Origin of the sequence: Rhodosalinus sp. FB01 (genome assembly GCF_041365715.1) — a bacterium.
Taxonomy (GTDB): domain Bacteria; phylum Pseudomonadota; class Alphaproteobacteria; order Rhodobacterales; family Rhodobacteraceae; genus Rhodosalinus.
On sequence record NZ_JBGFSH010000003.1, the window covers coordinates 39,688 to 58,659 of the forward strand.

An 18,972-nucleotide genomic window follows, 5' to 3' on the forward strand; every position below is an offset into this window, starting at 1 on the left:
CCTACACCGGATCGGGCCCGCCTTGCAATGCGGCGCCATTTGCCGGAGTTTCACGCCGGGAGGCCAGTGAGGCGCGATGTATTACCGGGGCCTGGACGACTTTCTGGCGCGCGGGCGCGCGGCACTGGCCGAGGGGCCCGTCGCGATCGTCATGGTCGAGGACGACGCCGAGGTGGACACCACGCTGCGCCACCACATGCAGTCGGGCTTCCGCGCCGTTCTGGCGCTGATGCCCGATGTCGTCCCCCTCGCCCCCGACCTTGTGGACACGGTGCATCGCATCGCCTGCGATCCCTATGCGGAAGGCGCGCTGCAGTCGGCCGTCAACCGCATCGCCGCCGCCGCGCCGGGTACGTGGTTCTTCTACTGCTACAATGCCGAGTTCCTGTTCTACCCGTTCTGCGAGACGCGCACGGTGGGCGAGATGCTCGCCTTTCATGCCGAAGAGCGGCGCTCGGCGATGCTGACCTACGTCATCGACCTTTACGCCGCCGATCTGGACACCGCGCCGAACGCGGTCTGCCTTGACACGGCGCAGATCGACAGGACGGGCTACTACGCGCTCGCCCGGAAGGATCCGGCGCATCACGACCACCCCAGGGAACGCCAGCTCGATTTCCATGGCGGGCTGCGCTGGCGCTTCGAGGAGCACGTGCCGCCCGCGCGGCGCAAGATCGATCGCATCTCGCTTTTCCGGGCCAGGCCCGGGCTCGCACTGCGCGGCGATCACACTTTCAACGACGAGGAATACAACACCTATGCCTGCCCGTGGCACCACAACCTGACGGCGGCGGTGGTCTCGTTCCGCACGGCGAAGGCGCTGCGCACCAACCCGGGCTCGCGCGACGGGATAGACACGTTCCGCTGGCACAATTCCGTGCCGTTCGAGTGGCACTCCCGCCAGCTGCTGGACCTCGGCCTGATGGAGCCGGGCCAGTGGTTCTGAGCCGCCGGACGCCCGCGGGACATGGCGACCCCACCGCCCGGCGCGAGGTTCAGAGGTTCAGAGGTTCAGAGGTTCAGAGGTTCTCGATCTGCGGCATTCCGACGATGTGATAGCCGCCGTCCACATGCACGACCTCGCCGGTCGTGAAGGCGCCGGCGTCGGAGGCGAGCCAGACCGCCGTGCCGCCCACCGCCTCGAGCGTGGCGTTGGCGCGCAGCGGCGCGTTCGCCTCGGAATGCTTGTAGGTGCGCCGCGCGCCGCCGATGGCCGCGCCCGCGAGCGTCTTCATCGGGCCCGGAGAGATCGCGTTCACGCGGATGCGCTCGGGCCCCAGATCGTTCGCGAGGTAGCGCGTCGCGGCCTCGAGCGCGGCCTTCGCCACGCCCATGACGTTGTAGTTCGGCACCACGCGCATGGAGCCCTGGTAGGTCAGCGTCATGAGCGCGCCGCCATTCTCCCGCATCAGCGGCTGCGCCCGCCGGGCCACGTCGATGAAGGAGTAGGCCGAGATGTCGAGCGAGTGCTTGAAGTTCTTCCGGGTGGTGTTGATGAACCGGCCCGTCAGCTCCGACTTGTCGGAATAGGCGATGGCGTGCACCACGAAGTCGATGGCGGGCCAGCGCGCGCCCAGGGCCTCGAACGCGGCGTCCATCGCGGCGTCGTCGGTGACGTCGGCGTCGACGAGGATGTCGGATCCGAGCGAGGCCGCCAGCGGCTCGACCCGCCTGCCGAAGGCCTCCCCCTGGTAGGTGAAGGCAAGCTCGGCGCCCGCGCCATGCATGGCCTTCGCGATGCCCCACGCGATGGAGCGGTCGTTGGCCACGCCCATGATGAGGCCGCGCTTGCCCTTCAGAAGATCCGACATCGGTGCTGTCACCCGTGATATCTGCTCAGAAGCATTGACCCGTTGGTGCCGCCGAAGCCGAAGCTGTTGGTCATCACCGTGTCGAGGCCGGCGCCGTCCACCCGCGTCAAGGCGATCTCGGCCGGATCGATCGCGGGGTCCAGCGTCTCGACGTTGATCGAGGGCGCGATGAAATCGTGCTGCAGCATCAGCAGGCAGTAGATCGCCTCCTGCGCGCCGGTCGCCCCCTGGCTGTGGCCGGTCATGGATTTCGTGGAACTGATGGGCGGCGTCGCGCCCCTGCCCCAGACGCGGCGCACCGCCTCCACCTCGCCCACATCGCCGACGGGCGTGGAGGTGCCGTGCGCGTTGATGTAGCCCACCTTGCGGTCCGCCGGCAGGGTCGCGAGCGCAAGACGCATCGCCCGCTCGCCGCCCTCTCCGGACGGTGCGACCATGTCGTGCCCGTCCGAGGTGGCGCCGTAGCCGGTGACCTCCGCGTAGATGCGGGCCCCGCGGGCCTTCGCGTGCTCGAGCTCTTCCAGCACCACGATGCCGCCGCCGCCCGAGATCACGAACCCGTCGCGGCCGGCATCGAAGGCGCGGGACGCCTTTTCCGGCGCGTCGTTGTATTTCGCGCTCATCGCGCCCATCGCGTCGAAGAGACACGACAGCGTCCAGTCGAGCTCCTCGCCGCCGCCGGCGAACATCACGTCCTGCTTGCCCATCATGATCTGCTCCGCCGCATTGCCGATGCAGTGCAGCGAGGTCGAACAGGCGGAGGTGATCGAGTAGTTGATCCCCTTGATATGGAACGCCGTGGCGAGGTTCGCGCTCACCGTGGACGACATGCATTTGGGCACGGCGAAGGGGCCGATCCGCTTCGGGCTGCCCTTTTCCAGCACGGTCTGGTGCGCGGCGAGCATGGCCGAGGTGGACGGCCCGCCCGAGCCCGCCACCAGCCCCGTCCGCTCGTTCACCACGTCGCTGTCCTCGAGCCCCGCGTCGGCGATGGCCTGGCTCATCGCGATATGGGCGTAGGCGGCGCCGGGCCCCATGAACCGCAGCGTGCGCTTGTCCACGTGCTCGGACACGTCGATGTCGACGGCGCCCGCGATCTGGCTGCGGAACCCGTGCTCCTTCATGTCCTCGTTCGCGGTGATCCCCGAGCGGCCGGCCGGAGCGATGCAAGAACCTCCTCGGCATCGGTCCCGATGGACGAGACGATGCCGAGTCCGGTGACGACGACGCGGCGCATCGGCGCTTCCTCCCTAGTCGGTGAACAGCCCGACCTTCATGTCCGTTGCGGTGTAGATGTCCTTCCCGTCCGCCAGCATGCGCCCGTCGGCGAGGCCCAGCTTCAGCTTGCGGTCGATCACCCGCGTGAAGTCGACGATATAGGTCACCAGCTTTGTCGCGGGCGTCACCATGTCGGTGAATTTCACCTCGCCGACGCCCAGCGCGCGGCCCCGGCCCGGCATGCCCCGCCAGCCGAGGTTGAAGCCCGTGAGCTGCCAGAGCGCATCGAGGCCGAGGCAGCCCGGCATCACCGGGTCGCCCGGGAAATGGCACTTGAAAAACCACAGGTCGGGCGTGATGTCGAGTTCGGCCACCACATGCCCCTTGCCATGCGCGCCCCCGTCCGAGGAGATCTCCGTGACCCGGTCCATCATCAGCATCGGCGGCTCGGGAAGCTGGGCGTTGCCCGGTCCGAAGAGCTCGCCGCGCGCGCAGCGCAGGAGATCGTCCTTGTCGAAGCTGGTGGGATGATCGGCCATTCAGGGCGCGCTCCTCGGGACACTGCGGTTTACCGCGCTCCCTCTAGCACCCCGCGAAAGGCGCTTGCAAGACTGCGCGCGGCCGGCAACACAGAGCCTTGCGCCGGCGAAAATTCCCCGATTTGCATTGAAACATCGCCGCTTGAAGCTCTATATTCCCGCTGGAACGTAAGGAAGATGACCGTCATGGATCAACAGGCTCTCGATCGCGGATCCGAATGGCTGTCCGAGGCCGGGCTCCGGCCGACGCGGCAGCGGTTGACGCTGGCCGCGCTTCTCGTCGGCGACGGCCACAACCGTCACGTGACGGCCGAAAGCCTGTTCGCCGCGGTGCGGGAGCGCGGCGAAAGCGTGTCGCTCGCCACCGTCTACAACCCGCTCAAGGCGTTCTGTGACGCGGGGCTGATGCAGGAGATCACGGTGGACGGGTCGAAAAGCTATTTCGACACCAACATCCACGATCATCCGCATTTCTTCTGGGAAGACGAGGGGCGTCTCTCCGACGCGCCGTCGGAGGAACTCGAGATCACCCGGCTGCCCACCGCCCCCGAGGGCGCGGAAATCGCCAAGATCGACGTGGTGATCCGGCTCCGTCGCGGCTGACCCGGCGCGCTCGACGCGCCGTTCTCTTCGCTGATATCGCTGGCCACGATCGCCGCGGGTCCGGACGCACCGGCCGCCGGGCTGCACGTCACGCCGATGCGCTGCATGAAAACCCGAAGTGCCGATTGAAGACTTGTCGCGCGAGTGCGAATGGCGCAGCGGCCTCGCAGTGGCTGACGCCCCGCACGCGGGCGGACCGTCGTTCATCCCCATGTGGACCAGGTGAAGACCACGGAGGCGGCGCTCGCCGAGCAAGCGCTGTCGCCGCGGCGGGCCGGAACGGCGCTCAGGCGGGGACGTCAAGGGCGCGCCGGGGGACCCGGCGCGCCGCCGTTTTCAGGCCGCCTGCGGGCGGCGCGGACGCCGCCGCTTCGCCGGTTTCGGCGCGCCACCGGCGCCGCCGGCCGGCTTGCCGCGATGGCGCCGCGCGCCGTTCCGGCGGCCGCCGGCAGCATCGTCGCCTTCCGCAAGCGGGCTGTTGCCCCGGGCCACGGGCACCTCGATCTTCATCAGCTTCTGGATCTGGCGCAGCAGATCGGCCTCGTCGGGCGCGCAGAACGCGATCGCCTCACCCTCGCGCCCGGCGCGCGCGGTGCGCCCGATCCGGTGCACGTAATTGTCCGGAACATCGGGCAGATCGTAGTTGATGACATAGGTCACGCCGGGGATGTCGATACCGCGCGCGGCCACGTCGGTCGCCACGAGCGTGTTGATCGCGCCCGAGCGGAACGCCTTGATCGCGCGGTCGCGCTGGCCCTGGCTCTTGTTGCCGTGGATCGAGGCGGCGTTGAAGCCGTCCGCCACCAGCCCCTTCATGAGCTTTTCCGCCCCGTGCTTGGTGCGGGCGAAGACCAGCGTCAGCGCCGCCTCGTCCCGCGAGAGGATCTCTCGCAGGCGGCCCGGCTTCTCGGCCTTGTCGAGGAAATGCACCGATTGCGTGACCTTGTCGGCGGCCTTGCCCGGCGGCGAGACCTGAACGCGGCGGGGAGTCGTGAGGTAGGCGCGCGACAGTTCTTCCATCTGCTTCGACATGGTCGCCGAAAAGAGCATGGTCTGGCGCGGCGTGCCAAGCCGCGGCGCGATCTTGCGCAGGGCGTGGATGACGCCGAGGTCGAGCATCTGGTCGGCCTCGTCGAGCACGAGATGGCGCACCTGGCCGAGATCGACGGCGCCCCGCTCCATCAGGTCGATAAGCCGCCCCGGCGTGGCGACGAGGATATCCGTGCCGCGCGACAGAAGCGAGATCTGCCGGCCCAGCGACTGCCCGCCGACGACCGTCGCCACGCGCAGTCTGGTTCCGTCGGTCAGCGTGCGCAGGCTTTCCGCGATCTGGTTCGCCAGCTCACGCGTCGGCGCGAGGATGAGCGCCTTCGCGGTTTTCGGCGCGGGCTTGCCCGGCTCGCCGAGAAGATGATCGACAAGCGGCAGGCCGAAGGCCAGCGTCTTGCCGGTGCCGGTCTGGGCGAGGCCCATGATGTCGTGCCCCTCCATCGCGAGCGGGATCGCCTGCGCCTGGATCGGGGTCGGTTGCGCGAATCCCGCGCGGCTCAGCGCGGTGTTGAGGGTCGGCGCGAGGCCGAGCATGTCGAAATCGAACAAATCGTATCCTTCTTGGGCCGCGCACGGACCTTGAGCCGGCACAACCGTGCTGAATGGCCGCCGAAAGGCAGCCGATGAGGGTTCGCGGGCCAGTCGACGAAGGGGAGAGTCCCGATCCGTCCGGTCGTCGCGTCAGGAACCCTGCGTGATGGGGAACTGAATTCGGTGCGCCGTTGGCCTCTTGGGCGGCCAGATCTGCTCACGCGGCAGCGCGGCACTGGGGGTCAAGTGGGGCATCCGCGCTGCGCTGTCAAGCGTTTCCGGTCCCATGCACGGCATGGACGCCGCTTCGGCCCTGCTCTGAGGGCGGCACTTCTCGCGCGCGCCGGATCCCGGCGCCGACAGACCGCGGCGAAGTTCACTGCGCCCTCATTCCCATTCCATCTGCTGGAATGCCATCTGCGCGTTGCGGCCGGCGAGCGCCTCGAACTGCTCGAGATAGGCGAAGTCCGACTGGTCCACCTGCGGCGCCTCCATGATGTCCCCGCCCTCGTCGATCAGCGCGCCGATCTCGGCGCGAAGGTGCATCAGATAGTCGTAGGTGTCGGCGCGCGCCTTCTCCATCGTGGTCGCGGGGCCGTGGCCCGGCACGACATGCGCCGCGCCCGTCGCCTCCACCGCCTCGAACGCGGACGGCCATCCGCTGATGGAGCTCTGCGCACCCACGCCGAGCAGACGCGCGACATAGACGATGTCGCCGGTGAAGACCGTGTCGCGCGCCGGCACCAGGACGAAGCTGTCGCCCGGCGTGTGCGCCGGTCCGGGATGGACGATCTCGAGGCGCAGCCCGCCGAGCTCGAGCGTGTAGGCATCCGTGAAGGTCACGTCCGCGAAGCTCGGCTCCGTCCCCTCCAGCGCGTCGCCGATGAGCTGCGCCAGCGCCGTCATCTGCATCGAGGCGCGGGCCCGCTGGTCCGCCACCGCCGCCTCGGACGCGATCACTGTTGCCCCCTGCGCCTGCCAGTAGCCGTTGCCGAGCCAGCGGTGGTCCTGCCCGCCGGTGTTGATGACATGGACAACCGGCTGATCGGTGAGGCCGCGGATGACCGCGTGCAGCATCTCCGCGCCTTTCCAGGAGCCGCCCGGATCCATCAGCACCGCGCCCGCCCCCGTCTCGATCAGGCCGAAGGTCGCGTTGTTGCCCAGATTCTCCGGGCTGCGTTGCTCGGTGGGGCCGACGATAGCCCAGGCATCGTCCGTGACGGGCTGCACCTTCAGGATGTCGGCATGGGCGAGGGCGGGCGCGGCAACCATGGCGGCGGTGGCGAGCCTGCGGATCATGCGTGCGGCCCGGGTTCGGGCTTCGCCAGGTCGGGGACGCCGCCCGCATGGATGATCCTGCGGTCCGCCGCGATCCGCGCGCCTGGGCATGATGCCCTCCATGGCGATGAATTTCTGCCTTGCCATTTTCCAGTCCTCCACCTCGGCGCAGGGTTTCCGGGCCGCTTCCCTGACCGTCGTCTCGCCTGTATCGAGACGCTTGCCGGCGAAACCGTAGACCTTGGCCTTTTTCTTGCCAATCGCCTTTCCTGGTATCGTCTGCGACTGGCGGGGCGCTCACGGCGGAAAGGTGGAAAGCACACCGAGCGGCGGCAGCACCTCGGGCGTCCCCGTCGAACCGCACCGCGAAAGCACCGACGCGCCCCGGATCCGGAGCGTGCCGACCCTGCCCCACTGCCGTGAAAGGTGGCGCGTTGTGCAAGACAACCGGCCTCGTCTCCGGGTTTCTCGCATGCGGCCCCGCGCCCCGACATCGGGGCGTTTCGCAGGACCGGTCCGGTCAGCCGCGCAGTCGTATCAGGCGATCCAGCTCCAGGAAGGCCGACTTCGCATCGCCGAAGACGATGTCGATATCGAGGAGTTCGTGAAGCCGTTCCGCGTCGACACTCCACGCCGGCGCAACGCCGATGATCGCATGCGGCTTGACGATCCGCATCGCCACCACCAGGCGCACCAGCGCGTCGAGCCTGTGCTCGGTGCTGAGCGACAGACCGATTATGTGCGGCTGGGTTCGTTCGACATGGACAATGAGTTCGTCGTGATCGGCGCCGATCTGAAGATCGATCTCCCAGCCCGCCTCCCGGAAGAGGTCGGCCGCGACGGTTATGCCGATGCCGTGATCCTCGCCCGGCACCGTGGCGAAGAGCGCGCAGCGATCGCCGTCGAAAGTCGGCCGTGCGGCGGCGCTCTCGGCCCTCAGGGCCCGCATCAGGGCGTAGAGATGCCCGGTGCCGTAGGTGACCTGAAGAAAGGACAGCCGATCCTCGTCCCAGCCTTCGCCAAGACAGCGCGCCGCGGCGGTGATGTATCCCAGGTAGACACCCTGGCGCGTCACGCCTTCGGCACGACGCTCCTCTATGAAACGCAAGGCTGCGTCGGGATCAGGCTGGACCAGCGCGTCGCAGAACGCGGCGATGCTGTCGTCGCTGATGTCCGGGGCGTCGAAGGCGGGGCCCGTGCCGGCGGAGCGTGCAAGGCGTCGCACGATGTCGCCTGCCAGCGCCTCAACCGCATCCGGGGCGAAGGTATCGCGTTTCGTCGCGAAGAGAGATGCCGTGCGCGAGAAGATTTCCTCGTCGAAAGTGACCTCGGGCTTTCCCATCGGCAACGCCTCCCAAGCGGAAAGGATACCTCGGCATACCGATGGATCAAGTGGGTTAAGATGACTCGGGGATGATTTTTTCGGGGTCCGGTCCCGGGCGGACGAGGCCCGTCGACGAGGTCGCCGCATGGCTGCCCGCGCCCGGCGTCGTTGTAACGGACGAGTTGCGCGGCCCGCGCGATCCCGGTGCCGCTTTGCGTCGGGCTGCGGCGGAGGCCGCGAACATGTCCCGCCCCTCGGGAAGGATCGGGACGCCGGGCCGGCGCGCTGGTGGGTGATGAGAGACTCGAACTCCCGACATCCTCGGTGTAAACGAGGCGCTCTACCAGCTGAGCTAATCACCCACGCCGCGCGCTCTTACCGCGCGTCCGATCGCCATGGCAAGACTCGCCGCGCCGGGCCGTGCCGAGACGGCGGGGACCACGCCGCGCGCACGGACCGCGAGGGCCGAAGCGGCAGGCGCCGCCGGCTCTGCCTCAGGCGGCGCTCATTCCGCCGCGTGGGCGTGGCGCAGCATGTCCCACATGCGATGCGGGGTGAAGGGCATGTCGGCCTGGCGCACACCGGCCTCCCACACCGCGTCCTGAACGGCGTTGGCCACGGCGGCGAGCGCGCCCACCGTGCCCGCCTCGCCGCATCCCTTCATGCCGAGCACGTTGTTCACCGAAGGCACCGGCTCGGAGGTGAAATCGTACATGGGCAGATCGTCCGCGCGCGGCATCGCGTAGTCCATGAAGGTCGCGGTGAGAAGCTGGCCGTCCTCGTCGAAGACCGTCCGCTCGCAGAGGGCCTGCCCGATGCCCTGCGCCACGCCGCCATGCACCTGCCCCTCGGCCAGCAGCGGGTTGATGAGGTTGCCGAAATCGTCGACCACCGTGTAGCGGAGCACGCGGACGCGGCCGGTGTCGGGGTCGATTTCCACCTCCGCGGCATGGGCGCCGTTGGGGAAGGAGCGGCCGGGCAGCTTGGTGCGCGCCTCGTGCGTCAAGAGGTCGGAGCGCCCGTCGGCGCGCGCCATTTCCGCCGCCTCCAGAAGGCTCGGCGTCCGGTTGGAGCCGGGCGCGCGGAACGTGTCGTCGTCGAAGCGGATTTCCGCTTCCGGCACGTCCATCTTCCCGGCGAGGTAGGGCGTGAAGGCGGCGACCATCTTCTCGACAGCGCCCAACGTCGCGGTGTTCTGCACGGTGACGGAGCGCGAGCCGCCCGTGCCGCCACCCTGCGCGATGAGGTCGGAATCCCCCTGCACGACGCGGATGCGCTCTACCGGGATGCCGGTCTGGTCCGACAGGAATTGCGCGTAGACCGTCTCGTGCCCCTGCCCGTTCGACTGGGTGCCCACGAAGAGGCTGACGGTCCCGTCCTCCTCGAACGTCACCTTCGCGCCTTCCGAGGGATCGCCGAGGATGCTCTCGATGTAGTAGCAGAGCCCGAGGCCCCGGAGCCTGCCGCGCGCCGCGCTCTCCTCGCGCCGTGCGGGGAACCCGGCCCGGTCGCACTCCCGTTCCACCCGGTCGAGCAGGCGGTGGAAATCGCCCACGTCGTAGGTTTCGCCCGAGGGCGTGGTGTAGGGGAATTTCTCCTTCGGGATGAAGTTGCGCCGGCGCAGCTCCCACGGGTCCACGCCCAGTTCGCGCGCGGCGCGGTCCATCGCGCGTTCCAGCACATAGATCGCCTCGGGCCGGCCGGCGCCGCGATAGGCGTCCACCTGCGTGGTGTTTGTGTAGATGCCTTCGACGTGCAGCCACGCCGCGGGAATGTCGTAGACGCCCGTCAGAACCTTGGAGAAGAGCGTGCTCTGGATGATCTGGCCGAAATTGGAGTTGTAGGCGCCGAGGTTGCTCAGCGTGTGGACGCGGTAGGCGGTGATCCGCAGATCCGCGTCGAAGGCGAGCTCGGCGGTGGTGACGAGGTCGCGCCCGGCATGGTCGGACAGCATCGATTCCGTGCGCTCGGCCATCCAGTGCACGGGGCGTTCCGTCACCCGCGCGGCATGGGCCAGAACGGGATATTCCGGGTAGGGCGCCCCCTTCATGCCGAAGCCGCCGCCGACATCGGGGTTGGTCACACGCACGGCGTCCTCGGGCAGGCGGAGCGCCTGGACGAGCGCCGCCTTCTGGCTCCAGACCCCCTGCCCGTTGATGGCGACGTGCACGCGCCCGTCCACCCATTCGGCATAGGCGCCGCGGGGCTCGAGGGAGTTCACGATGACGCGGTTGTCGCCGACCTCGAGGCGGACGACATGGGCCGCCGTCTCGAAGGCCGCCTCGGTCGCCGCCGCGTCGCCCAGCGCCCAGTCGAAGGCGCGGTTGTCCGGCGCGTTTTCGTGAAGCGGCTCGCCCCCGGGCGCGAGATCGAGCTTGGCGGGCAGCTCCTCGATCTCCAGCTCGACGAGCTCCGCCGCGTCGCGCGCCTGCTGGCGCGTCTCGGCCACGATCATCGCCACGGGCTCGCCCACGAATCGCACGCGGTCGCGGGCCAGCAGAAGCCGCTCGGTGGCCGCGCCCTTCGTGCCGTCGCGATTCGGCACGCGCACGGCCTGCATCCGCAGGTCGAGACCGACCGCCTCGAGGTCGGCGGCCGTGAGTACGGCATGCACGCCCTCCGCCTCGCGCGCCGCGCTCACGTCGAGCGTTTCGATCCAGCCATGCGCCATGGGCGCGCGCAGGACATGGGCCACGAGCGCGCCCTCGGGCACGATGTCGTCGACATACCGGCCCTCGCCGGTGAGAAAGCGCTGATCCTCGATCCGCGTGACCGGCTGGCTCCGCCCGAACTTTTCCATGCTCATCCCTTGTCCGCCGCTGCGTCTCCCGCGGAACCTACGCCGCGGCGTGGCGGTGTCTACCCCTGGCGGGCGGGTGCGGCCACGGTGACCCGGTCGAGCGCGCCATAGCCGTTGAACCGCGTCGAAAGCGCCGCGGAATAGGCGCCCATGGCCGGCAGCACCAGCCAGTCGCCCTCGGCCACGTCGCCCGGCAGCGGCAGCGGCTCGGGCAGCCGGTCGAGGCTGTCGCAGGTGGGGCCGAACACCACGCGCGGCACCGGCGCGCCGGTGCGCGGCCGCGCGGCGGCGTCGAGGAGCCGGAAGCGCCCCGGCGCGGCGATGTCGCGCAGTTCCGCCAGCGCACCGTAGATCCCGTCGCCGAGAAACAGCGCCCCGTCGGGGCGGACCGCCTTCACCGGCAGCGCGAGGGTGAAGGCTTCGGCGGCCACGGCGCGACCCGGCTCGCAGACGAGCGCGGGCGCAGAGGCGCCGAACGCCGCGGCGCACGCAGCGCCGATCCGCGCGAAGATCGCCTCCAGATCGGGGGCGTCGGCGTCCCTGTGCGCGGCAAAGCCCCCGCCGACGTTCAGCCGATGCAGCGTGACGCCGGCGCGGCGCGCCACCCCCGCCGCGGAGAAGATATAGGCCGCCCAGGCCTCGGGATCGGCGCATTGCGTGCCCGGATGGAAGGTGAGCGACGGCGTGAGCCCGCGCCGCGCCACCTCGGCCAGAAGCGCGGCCGCCACCTCCGGATCGGCGCCGAACTTCGCGCCGAAATCATAGGCCGCCCCGGCGACCGGCAGGCGAAGCCGCACCGCGACCTCCGCACCGTCCGGCAGCGGCATGAGCTTGTCGAGTTCCGCGGCGCAGTCCACAGACCAGGAGACGACGCCATGCGTCTTGCCCGCCGCCACCTCCTCGGGGGCGCGCACGGGGTTGTGGTAGTGCAGCACCGCGCCCGGGAAGGCCGCGCGCACCTGCGCCATCTCGGCGGGCGAGGCCACGTCGAACGCCGCGATCCCGGCAGCCACGAGGTTTTCCAGCACCTCCGGGCCATCGTTCGCCTTCACCGCGTAGGTGACGAGCCCCGGAAAGCCGTCGAGGAAACGCCGTGCCGTCCGCTGCAGCGTGTCGGGGCAGAAATAGAGCACCGGACCCCGCGGATTCGCCCTCGCCAGGTGGGTTTCGGGGTAAGGCCAGAGCGTCGCGCCGGATTGCATGGGAACCTCACTGCTCGCGTTTTTCGGAATCCTCCCGCGACGTGCCGTCGGTTTGGAGTGTCTTTTTCGCCGAATCCGTTCATTCTGGCGTCGGAACGACGAAATTTGCCGACAGATGGACGAAACTGACCGCGCCCTCCTTTCGCTTCTGGCCGAGAACGCCCGCCTGCCCACGGCGACGCTCGCCCGCAGGCTCGGCCTCGCCCGGACCACGGTGCAGGCGCGGCTGGAGCGGCTGGAGCGCAGCGGCGCCATCGCGGGCTACACGCTGCGCGCGGGCCCCGCGCTTCGGCCGCCGCTGCGCGCCACGGTGCTCGTGTCGATCGAACCGCGCTCGGGGCCCGCCGTTCTCGCCCGGCTCAAGTCGCTGCCGGGGGTGGAGGCGGTGCACACCACCTCGGGGCGGGTGGATCTCATCGTGCAGCTTTCGGCCGACAGCACCGAGGCGCTCGACGACACGCTCGACCGGATCGGCGAGACCCGCGGCGTGAAGGGTTCGGAAAGCCTGATCCACCTCGCCACGAAGCTCGACCGGACGCGTTGAGAGGCGCCGGCCCGCGGCGGGCGCCGGGCGGCTTTTCCTCGGCCCGGCGCTCGGGTAAGGAGCGGCCGACGCCGCTCAAGACGGGATGCACGCGATGCCGCTTTCGAAGACCTTCGACGCCCAAGAGGCCGAGCGCCGGATCTACGCCGCCTGGGAAGAGGCCGGCGCCTTCGCCGCGGGCGCCAACGCCTCGCGCGAGGAAAGCTTCTGCATCATGATCCCGCCGCCCAACGTGACGGGCTCGCTGCACATGGGCCACGCCTTCAACAACACGCTGCAGGACGTGCTGGTGCGCTGGCACCGGATGCGCGGTTTCGACACGCTCTGGCAGCCCGGCCAGGACCATGCCGGGATCGCGACCCAGATGGTGGTGGAGCGCGAACTCGCCCGGGACGGCAAGCGCCGCACCGATTTCAGCCGCGAGGATTTCATCGATCTCGTCTGGAAGCAGAAGGAACGCTCCGGCGGCACGATCATCGGCCAGCTCAAGCGGCTCGGCGCCTCCTTCGACTGGTCGCGCAACGCCTTCACCATGGCCGGCGCGCCCGGCGACACGCGGGTGGGCCACGAGAACAGCCCCGACTTCCACAACGCGGTGATGCGCGTCTTCGTGGACATGTACCGCAAGGGCTTCATCTACCGCGGCAAGCGGCTGGTGAACTGGGATCCGCATTTCGAGACGGCGATCTCGGATCTGGAGGTCGAGCAGGTCGAGACCGACGGCCACATGTGGCGCCTGCGCTATCCGCTGGCCGACGGCGAGACCTACGAGCACCCGGTCGAGTTCGACGAGGACGGCAACGTCACCGCCACCGAGACGCGGGACTACCTGACCGTCGCCACCACGCGCCCCGAAACGATGCTGGGCGACACCGGCATCGCCGTCCATCCCGACGACCGGCGCTACGCCCATCTCGTGGGCAAGGAGGCGATCCTGCCGCTGGTTGGCCGGCGGCTGCGGATCGTCGCGGACGACTACGCCGATCCCGAGAAGGGCACCGGCGCGGTGAAGATGACGCCCGCGCATGATTTCAACGACTGGGCGGTGGGCCAGCGGACGGGGCTGCGCGCGATCAACGTGATGACGCCGCGCGCGGGCATGTGGCTGCGCGACAACCCGGACTTCGCCGAGGGCTGCGACCCGGACGGGCTCGCGCGCGTGATCGAGGCGCTCGACGGGCTCGACCGCTACGAGGCGCGCGACTGGATCGTGCGCACCGCCGAGGAGGAGGGCTGGCTCGACGGCATCGACGCCGACCGCCACATGGTCCCCCACGGCGACCGCTCCAAGGTGGCGATCGAGCCCTACCTCACCGACCAGTGGTTCGTGGACGCCGAAAAGATCGTGGGCCCCGCGATCGACGCGGTGCGCGACGGGCGCACCACGATCCTGCCCGAGGCCGACCGCAAGGTCTATTTCCACTGGCTGGAGAACATCGAGCCCTGGTGCATCTCGCGCCAGCTCTGGTGGGGCCACCAGATCCCGGTCTGGTACGGGCCGGACCGCGACGACCCGGCCGGCGGCCCGCGCGAATTCTGCGCCGCCACCGAGGCCGAGGCGTTCGACCTCGCGCGGGAATATTACGGGCCCGGGCCCGAGATCCGCTTCGGCGGCGAGGGCGCGGAATCGGGCGGCCTGCGCGAGGCCGAGGGCGACGGCGTGGCGCGCTTCGCCGAGGTCACGCTGGCGCGCGAGACCGACGTGCTCGACACCTGGTTCTCCTCGGGGCTCTGGCCCATCGGCACGCTGGGCTGGCCCGAGGACACGCCGGAGCTTCGCCGCTATTTCCCGACAGACGTGCTCATCACTGGCTTCGACATCATCTTCTTCTGGGTCGCCAGGATGATGATGATGCAATACGCCGTGGTGGGGGAACGCCCCTTCGACACCGTCTACGTCCACGCCCTCGTCCGCGACGAGAAGGGCAAGAAGATGTCGAAGTCGCTCGGCAACGTGCTCGACCCGCTGGAACTCATCGAGGAGTACGGCGCCGACGCGGTGCGCTTCACGCTCACCGCCATGGCGGCGATGGGCCGGGACCTGCGCCTCTCGAAGGAGCGGATCGCGGGCTACCGGAACTTCGGCACCAAGCTCTGGAACGCCGCGCGCTTCGCCGAGATGAACGGCGCGGTGGGCGGCGGCGCCGAGGTGCCCGCGGCCACCGCCGCCGTCAACCGCTGGATCCTCGGAGAGACCGGCCGCGTGCGCGAGAAGGTGGACGCCGCGCTCGACGCCTTCCGCTTCAACGAGGCGGCGGACGCGCTCTACGGCTTCGTCTGGGGCAAGGTCTGCGACTGGTACGTGGAATTCTCCAAGCCGCTCCTGCAGGGCGAGGACGAGGAGCTTCGGGCCGAGACGCAGGCGGTGATGGCCTGGGTGATCGACCAGTGCCTCATCCTTCTGCAACCGATCATGCCCTTCCTCACCGAGGAGCTCTGGGGCACGCTGGGCGAGCGGGCGAAGATGCTCGTCCACGCCGACTGGCCCGGCTACACCGCCGCGGAGCTTGCGGACGAGGCCGCCGACCGGGAGATGGGCTGGGTCGTCTCCGTCATCGAGGAGGTGCGCAGCGCGCGGGCGCAGATGCACGTCCCCGCGGGGCTCTACGTGCCGATGCTCGCCACCGAGATCAGCGAGACCGGCCGCGCCGCCTGGGGCCGGAACGAGGCGCTCATCAAGCGGCTCGCCCGGATCGAGAGCCTCGAGGAGGTCGACGGCTTCCCGAAGGGCACGGTCACCGTGGCCGTGGAGGGCGCGAGCCTCGGCCTGCCGCTCGCCGGCGTCATCGACGTCGCCGAGGAGAAGGCGCGGCTCGAGAAGACGCTCGGCAAGCTCGAGAAGGAGATGGGCGGGCTTTCGGGGCGGCTTTCCAACCCGAAATTCGTCGAAAGCGCCCCCGAGGAGGTGGTGGACGAAACCCGCGCGACCCTCGCCCTGAAAGAGGACGAGGCGCAGCGCCTGCGCGCGGCGCTCGAACGTCTGGCCGAGATCGGCTGACGGATCAGGCCGCGCCCGGAAGATCCGGGGCGTAGCCCAGGGCATCGAAATCCGCCGCGAAGAGCCGCGCCACGATCCGGCGCGTCTCGTCGTCATAGTGGCGGGCGATGAGCTTCGACGCCCCGGTCGGGCGCGGCCCCACCCGCGCCGGGAACTCCGGCGCCACGCCGAAGATCCGCCCCATGATTTCCTCGGCGGCCTCGCCCAGCCTTTCCTGCCGGTAGATCCGGTCGAACCAGCCCGGCACCTCGCAAAGCAGCTCCGTCTGCGGCACCCAGTGCACGTCGTCCCGCAGCCCGACCGCGTCCAGATAGCGACAGAACTCGCCGAAGCTCGGTTCTTCCCGCTGAACCGGGGCGCCGCGCCACTTCTCGAAGGTGCGCGCCTGCTGTTTTCCCGCGGCGATCTTGTCCAGATACGCCGAAAGCGTGCGCGAATAGGGGTTCCGCACGATCGCGAACTTGAAGATCTCGTGCTCGACACGGGCGGCCTCGGCCGATGACAGTCGCCGCGGCGTCGGGAAATAGCTCTTCGGCCGTTCCGGCGCAGGCTCGCCCGCGGCGTCTGCCGAGGCCCTGGCGAGCATCCAGGTCATGAGCGAGTTCGCGGTCTTGGGGATCCGGTTGTAAAGAAACCCGTCCCGCAGCGAAACGGCGACCCGACTCTCGACCTCCGAAGGCAGAAGCGGTCCGCGATAGGTGTGCTGCCGGAAGAACGGGTAGAGACGCTGCGCTTGTCCCTGGAACGCCCTCGTCAGACGTATCTTCGCGCTGCGGCGCTCCAGCATAGGCGGATCTCCCCCACTCCCGGCACGGGTACAGCCCCGCAGGGCGGCGTGCAACTGAGTGGCACGCACGAGGTTCTGCTTTTCCGAAAGCGCGATTCGGCGTAAGGGTCGGGATGCTCCGGTCCGGGCGCTCGCGCGCCCGGTGAAAATGGGAACGCGGTGCGGCCGGGAGGCCAAACCCGCGACTGCCCCCGCAACTGTAAGCGGCGAGCGGAGCCGGAAGATGCCACTGCGGGCACGGCCCGCGGGAAGGCCCGGCCGAGCGACGACCCGCGAGTCAGGAGACCTGCCGGAGCGATCACCCTGTCCGGGCGCGGGGCGCGCCGGGGCGACGGAGCCTTCCGGCGTGGTGAAACCGATCACCGGTCCGGGCAGGCCGCCCCTTCCCGGACAAGACACGAAGCGCAGACCGGGCCCGGCCCGGCGGCGGGAGGAGAGGCGCATGGCGGGCGACGCGGCGTTCGGCGGGATCGGCGAGTTCCTCGCCCGTGGCGGCCCGGCGCTCTGGGTCATCGCGGCGCTTTCGGTCCTCACCCTGGCGCTCATTCTCTGGAAACTCTGGCGGCTGGCCCGGCTCGGCGCCTGGGGCGGGGCGCGGGCGCGCGCCGCCGTGGCGCTCTGGACCGAGGGCCGCGCGACGCAGGCCCGCGCCGAGGCCGCGCGCGGCAGCGGCGTGCGCGCCCGGCTCGCGGCCGCCGCCATGGGCGCGGCGGAGGATCCGGCCATGGCCGAGCCCGCCGCCCGCGAAGAGACGACGCGCATCGCGCGGGCCGAACTAGCCCGGCTCCGGGAAGGGCTGCGCGCGCTCGAACTCATCGCCACCATCGCACCGCTGATCGGGCTTCTGGGCACCGTCCTCGGCATGATCGACGCCTTCCAGGCGCTTCAGGCCAGCGGCGCGCGGGCCGACCCCTCGGTCCTCGCGGGCGGGATCTGGGAGGCGCTCCTGACGACCGCCGCCGGCATGGCGGTGGCGATCCCCGCCGCCGCCGCGCTCACCTGGTTCGAGAGCGTGGCCGAGGCGGTCCAGGGCGAGATGGAGGATCTTGCCACCCGCGTCTTCACGCACCTGCCCCCCCGCGCGGCGGAGGCGGCCTGATGTTCGATTTCGCCGCCGCCCGTCCGCGCCGCCGCCCGAGCCTGACGCCGATGATCGACGTGGTGTTCCTGCTTCTGGTCTTCTTCATGCTGGTGGCGCAGTTCGGGCGCGACGCGGCCCTGCCGCTTTCACCGGCCGGCGGGGGCGCGGACTGGAGCGGCCCGCCCCGGCTGGTGGAGATCTTCCCCGACCGCGTCACGCTCAACGGCCGCGCCGTGGACGAAACCGGCCTCGCCGCCGCCCTCGCCCCGCTGACCGAGACGCCGGCCGACCCGCTGGTCCTGCGCGCGATCGCGGGCGCGGACTTGCAGCGCCTCGCCGACGTGGCCGAGACGCTCCGCGCCGCGGGCCACGGCCGGCTCCTGCTGGTGGAGTAGACGCGATGGAGTTTTCCCGCCCCCCTGCGCGCACCCGTCCCGAGGCCATCGTGCCGATGATCAACGTCGTCTTCCTGCTGCTCATCTTCTTCCTGATGACGGCCGAGATCGCCCCGCCCGCCCCCTTCGACGTGACCCCGCCCCAAGCGGGCGCGGAGACGGGCGCCGAGGCCGGCGCGGTCCTGCACGTCTCGGCGGCCGGGCGGGTGGCCTTCGGCGGCGCGGAAGGCGCGGCGGCGTGGGAGGCGCTCGCCGCGCGCGACGCCGGGGCCGGCCCGCTCACCGTTCGTGCGGACGCGACGCTCCCGGCGGCGGAGTTCGCCGCGCTGCTGCGGCGTCTCGCAGAGACGGGCGCGGCAGAGATCGAACTGGCGGTACGGCCGCGATGAAGGGAGGGCTCGAATTCGCCGCCTTCACGGGCGTGGCGCTGGCGCTGCACGTGGGCGCCTTCGCGCAATGGTCGGGCGGCGCGGCGCCCGCCGCCGGCGCGGGCGGTGCGGCCACGGTCTCGCTCGAGGCGGGAGGCGCGGGTCTGACGGCCCTCGTCACGGCCTGGCGCGCCCCGCCCGCCGCCCAGACCGAGGCGGCGATGCCATCCCCGCCCGACCGTCCGGCGCCGCTTTCCGCCGCCCTGCGCCGGCCCGACACCGCGTCCGGGCCGGCGGCGGAGACGCTGCCCCGGACCGCCCCGCAGGCGGCCGCGCCGCCCGCGCCGGACGGCCCCGCGCCGAAGCGGCCCGCCGCGGTCGCCCACCTCCCCGCGCCGCCGCTTGCCGAAGCCCCGGCCCTGCCCCGGCCCGCGCCCGACACC

15 protein-coding genes, 1 tRNA gene, 2 pseudogenes and 1 riboswitch are annotated in these 18,972 nt (G+C 70.4%); of the genes and pseudogenes, 8 read left to right on the forward strand and 10 right to left on the reverse strand.

Annotated elements, in window-relative coordinates; translation table 11 throughout:
- Nucleotides 1–76: 76 nt before the first annotated feature.
- Complete coding sequence (locus AB6A65_RS05095) at nt 77–946, forward strand: hypothetical protein (RefSeq protein WP_371037285.1); 870 nt, start codon at nt 77–79, stop codon at nt 944–946.
- A gap of 73 nt (nt 947–1,019) precedes the next feature.
- Here the strand turns inward: AB6A65_RS05095 and AB6A65_RS05100 are convergent, their stop codons facing one another.
- From AB6A65_RS05100 to fabA, 3 genes and pseudogenes are all read right to left on the reverse strand, one after another.
- On the reverse strand, nt 1,020–1,811 hold the full coding sequence (locus AB6A65_RS05100) for an enoyl-ACP reductase (RefSeq protein WP_371037286.1): 792 nt from the start codon (nt 1,809–1,811) through the stop codon (nt 1,020–1,022).
- Between the two features lie 8 nt (nt 1,812–1,819).
- Nucleotides 1,820–3,048 (reverse strand): annotated as a pseudogene (gene fabB, locus AB6A65_RS05105) (beta-ketoacyl-ACP synthase I).
- Nucleotides 3,049–3,061: 13 nt separating this feature from the next.
- Complete coding sequence (gene fabA, locus AB6A65_RS05110; protein ID WP_371037287.1) at nt 3,062–3,568, reverse strand: bifunctional 3-hydroxydecanoyl-ACP dehydratase/trans-2-decenoyl-ACP isomerase; 507 nt, start codon at nt 3,566–3,568, stop codon at nt 3,062–3,064.
- Nucleotides 3,569–3,754: 186 nt separating this feature from the next.
- On the opposite strand from fabA, the gene irrA reads away from it, so the two are divergent.
- Complete coding sequence (irrA, locus tag AB6A65_RS05115; protein WP_371037288.1) at nt 3,755–4,171, forward strand: iron response transcriptional regulator IrrA; 417 nt, start codon at nt 3,755–3,757, stop codon at nt 4,169–4,171.
- A 336-nt stretch (nt 4,172–4,507) separates the two neighbouring features.
- On the opposite strand, the gene AB6A65_RS05120 is transcribed toward irrA, so the two are convergent.
- From AB6A65_RS05120 to AB6A65_RS05145, 6 genes are all read right to left on the reverse strand, one after another.
- On the reverse strand, nt 4,508–5,770 hold the full coding sequence (locus AB6A65_RS05120; protein ID WP_371037289.1) for a DEAD/DEAH box helicase: 1,263 nt from the start codon (nt 5,768–5,770) through the stop codon (nt 4,508–4,510).
- Between the two features lie 369 nt (nt 5,771–6,139).
- A complete protein-coding gene (locus AB6A65_RS05125; protein ID WP_371037290.1) occupies nt 6,140–7,051 on the reverse strand; it encodes an MBL fold metallo-hydrolase in 912 nt (303 codons plus the stop codon).
- A 499-nt stretch (nt 7,052–7,550) separates the two neighbouring features.
- Nucleotides 7,551–8,372, reverse strand: coding sequence for a B12-binding domain-containing protein (locus AB6A65_RS05130; RefSeq protein ID WP_371037291.1), 822 nt, complete (start codon nt 8,370–8,372; stop codon nt 7,551–7,553).
- A 268-nt stretch (nt 8,373–8,640) separates the two neighbouring features.
- Nucleotides 8,641–8,716: transfer RNA gene (locus AB6A65_RS05135), tRNA-Val, on the reverse strand.
- Between the two features lie 143 nt (nt 8,717–8,859).
- Nucleotides 8,860–11,154, reverse strand: a complete 2,295-nt coding sequence (locus tag AB6A65_RS05140) for a xanthine dehydrogenase family protein molybdopterin-binding subunit (RefSeq protein ID WP_371037640.1) — start codon at nt 11,152–11,154, stop codon at nt 8,860–8,862.
- A gap of 59 nt (nt 11,155–11,213) precedes the next feature.
- Complete coding sequence (locus tag AB6A65_RS05145) at nt 11,214–12,356, reverse strand: type III PLP-dependent enzyme (RefSeq protein WP_371037292.1); 1,143 nt, start codon at nt 12,354–12,356, stop codon at nt 11,214–11,216.
- 115 nt (nt 12,357–12,471) lie between these two features.
- Here AB6A65_RS05145 and AB6A65_RS05150 point away from each other — a divergent pair, with 115 nt between their 5' ends.
- Nucleotides 12,472–12,900, forward strand: coding sequence for an Lrp/AsnC family transcriptional regulator (locus tag AB6A65_RS05150; protein WP_371037293.1), 429 nt, complete (start codon nt 12,472–12,474; stop codon nt 12,898–12,900).
- 94 nt (nt 12,901–12,994) lie between these two features.
- Nucleotides 12,995–15,898: a valine--tRNA ligase gene (locus AB6A65_RS05155; RefSeq protein WP_371037294.1), complete on the forward strand. Its 2,904-nt coding sequence runs from the start codon at nt 12,995–12,997 to the stop codon at nt 15,896–15,898.
- A 4-nt stretch (nt 15,899–15,902) separates the two neighbouring features.
- Here the strand turns inward: AB6A65_RS05155 and AB6A65_RS05160 are convergent, their stop codons facing one another.
- On the reverse strand, nt 15,903–16,685 hold the full coding sequence (locus AB6A65_RS05160) for a sulfotransferase family protein (RefSeq protein WP_371037295.1): 783 nt from the start codon (nt 16,683–16,685) through the stop codon (nt 15,903–15,905).
- 102 nt (nt 16,686–16,787) lie between these two features.
- Nucleotides 16,788–16,994, forward strand: a riboswitch (cobalamin riboswitch).
- Between the two features lie 133 nt (nt 16,995–17,127).
- Here AB6A65_RS05160 and AB6A65_RS05165 point away from each other — a divergent pair.
- The 4 genes and pseudogenes from AB6A65_RS05165 to AB6A65_RS05180 form a co-directional block, all read left to right on the forward strand.
- Nucleotides 17,128–17,784: a MotA/TolQ/ExbB proton channel family protein gene (locus AB6A65_RS05165; protein WP_371037296.1), complete on the forward strand. Its 657-nt coding sequence runs from the start codon at nt 17,128–17,130 to the stop codon at nt 17,782–17,784.
- Nucleotides 17,784–18,161 (forward strand): ExbD/TolR family protein, encoded by a 378-nt coding sequence (locus tag AB6A65_RS05170; protein WP_371037297.1) that lies wholly within the window; start codon nt 17,784–17,786, stop codon nt 18,159–18,161. The genes AB6A65_RS05165 and AB6A65_RS05170 overlap by 1 nt, the downstream gene beginning before the upstream one ends.
- 5 nt (nt 18,162–18,166) lie before the next feature.
- Entirely contained in the window at nt 18,167–18,550 is a 384-nt protein-coding gene (locus AB6A65_RS05175) for an ExbD/TolR family protein (protein ID WP_371037298.1), read from the forward strand.
- A pseudogene (locus AB6A65_RS05180) lies at nt 18,547–18,972 on the forward strand (hypothetical protein); the annotation flags it as partial. The gene AB6A65_RS05175 and the pseudogene AB6A65_RS05180, both read left to right, overlap by 4 nt.

Excerpts from the sequence above, each read along its gene's own strand:
- AB6A65_RS05095 (WP_371037285.1), top strand. The coding sequence starts at position 77 with ATGTATTACCGGGGCCTGGACGACTTTCTGGCGCGCGGGCGCGCGGCA.
- AB6A65_RS05100 (WP_371037286.1), bottom strand. The coding sequence starts at position 1,811 with ATGTCGGATCTTCTGAAGGGCAAGCGCGGCCTCATCATGGGCGTGGCC.
- fabA (WP_371037287.1), bottom strand. The coding sequence starts at position 3,568 with ATGGCCGATCATCCCACCAGCTTCGACAAGGACGATCTCCTGCGCTGC.
- irrA (WP_371037288.1), top strand. The coding sequence starts at position 3,755 with ATGGATCAACAGGCTCTCGATCGCGGATCCGAATGGCTGTCCGAGGCC.
- AB6A65_RS05125 (WP_371037290.1), bottom strand. The coding sequence starts at position 7,051 with ATGATCCGCAGGCTCGCCACCGCCGCCATGGTTGCCGCGCCCGCCCTC.
- AB6A65_RS05130 (WP_371037291.1), bottom strand. The coding sequence starts at position 8,372 with ATGGGAAAGCCCGAGGTCACTTTCGACGAGGAAATCTTCTCGCGCACG.
- AB6A65_RS05140 (WP_371037640.1), bottom strand. The coding sequence starts at position 11,154 with ATGGAAAAGTTCGGGCGGAGCCAGCCGGTCACGCGGATCGAGGATCAG.
- AB6A65_RS05145 (WP_371037292.1), bottom strand. The coding sequence starts at position 12,356 with ATGCAATCCGGCGCGACGCTCTGGCCTTACCCCGAAACCCACCTGGCG.
- AB6A65_RS05150 (WP_371037293.1), top strand. The coding sequence starts at position 12,472 with ATGGACGAAACTGACCGCGCCCTCCTTTCGCTTCTGGCCGAGAACGCC.
- AB6A65_RS05155 (WP_371037294.1), top strand. The coding sequence starts at position 12,995 with ATGCCGCTTTCGAAGACCTTCGACGCCCAAGAGGCCGAGCGCCGGATC.
- AB6A65_RS05160 (WP_371037295.1), bottom strand. The coding sequence starts at position 16,685 with ATGCTGGAGCGCCGCAGCGCGAAGATACGTCTGACGAGGGCGTTCCAG.
- AB6A65_RS05165 (WP_371037296.1), top strand. The coding sequence starts at position 17,128 with ATGGCGGGCGACGCGGCGTTCGGCGGGATCGGCGAGTTCCTCGCCCGT.
- AB6A65_RS05170 (WP_371037297.1), top strand. The coding sequence starts at position 17,784 with ATGTTCGATTTCGCCGCCGCCCGTCCGCGCCGCCGCCCGAGCCTGACG.
- AB6A65_RS05175 (WP_371037298.1), top strand. The coding sequence starts at position 18,167 with ATGGAGTTTTCCCGCCCCCCTGCGCGCACCCGTCCCGAGGCCATCGTG.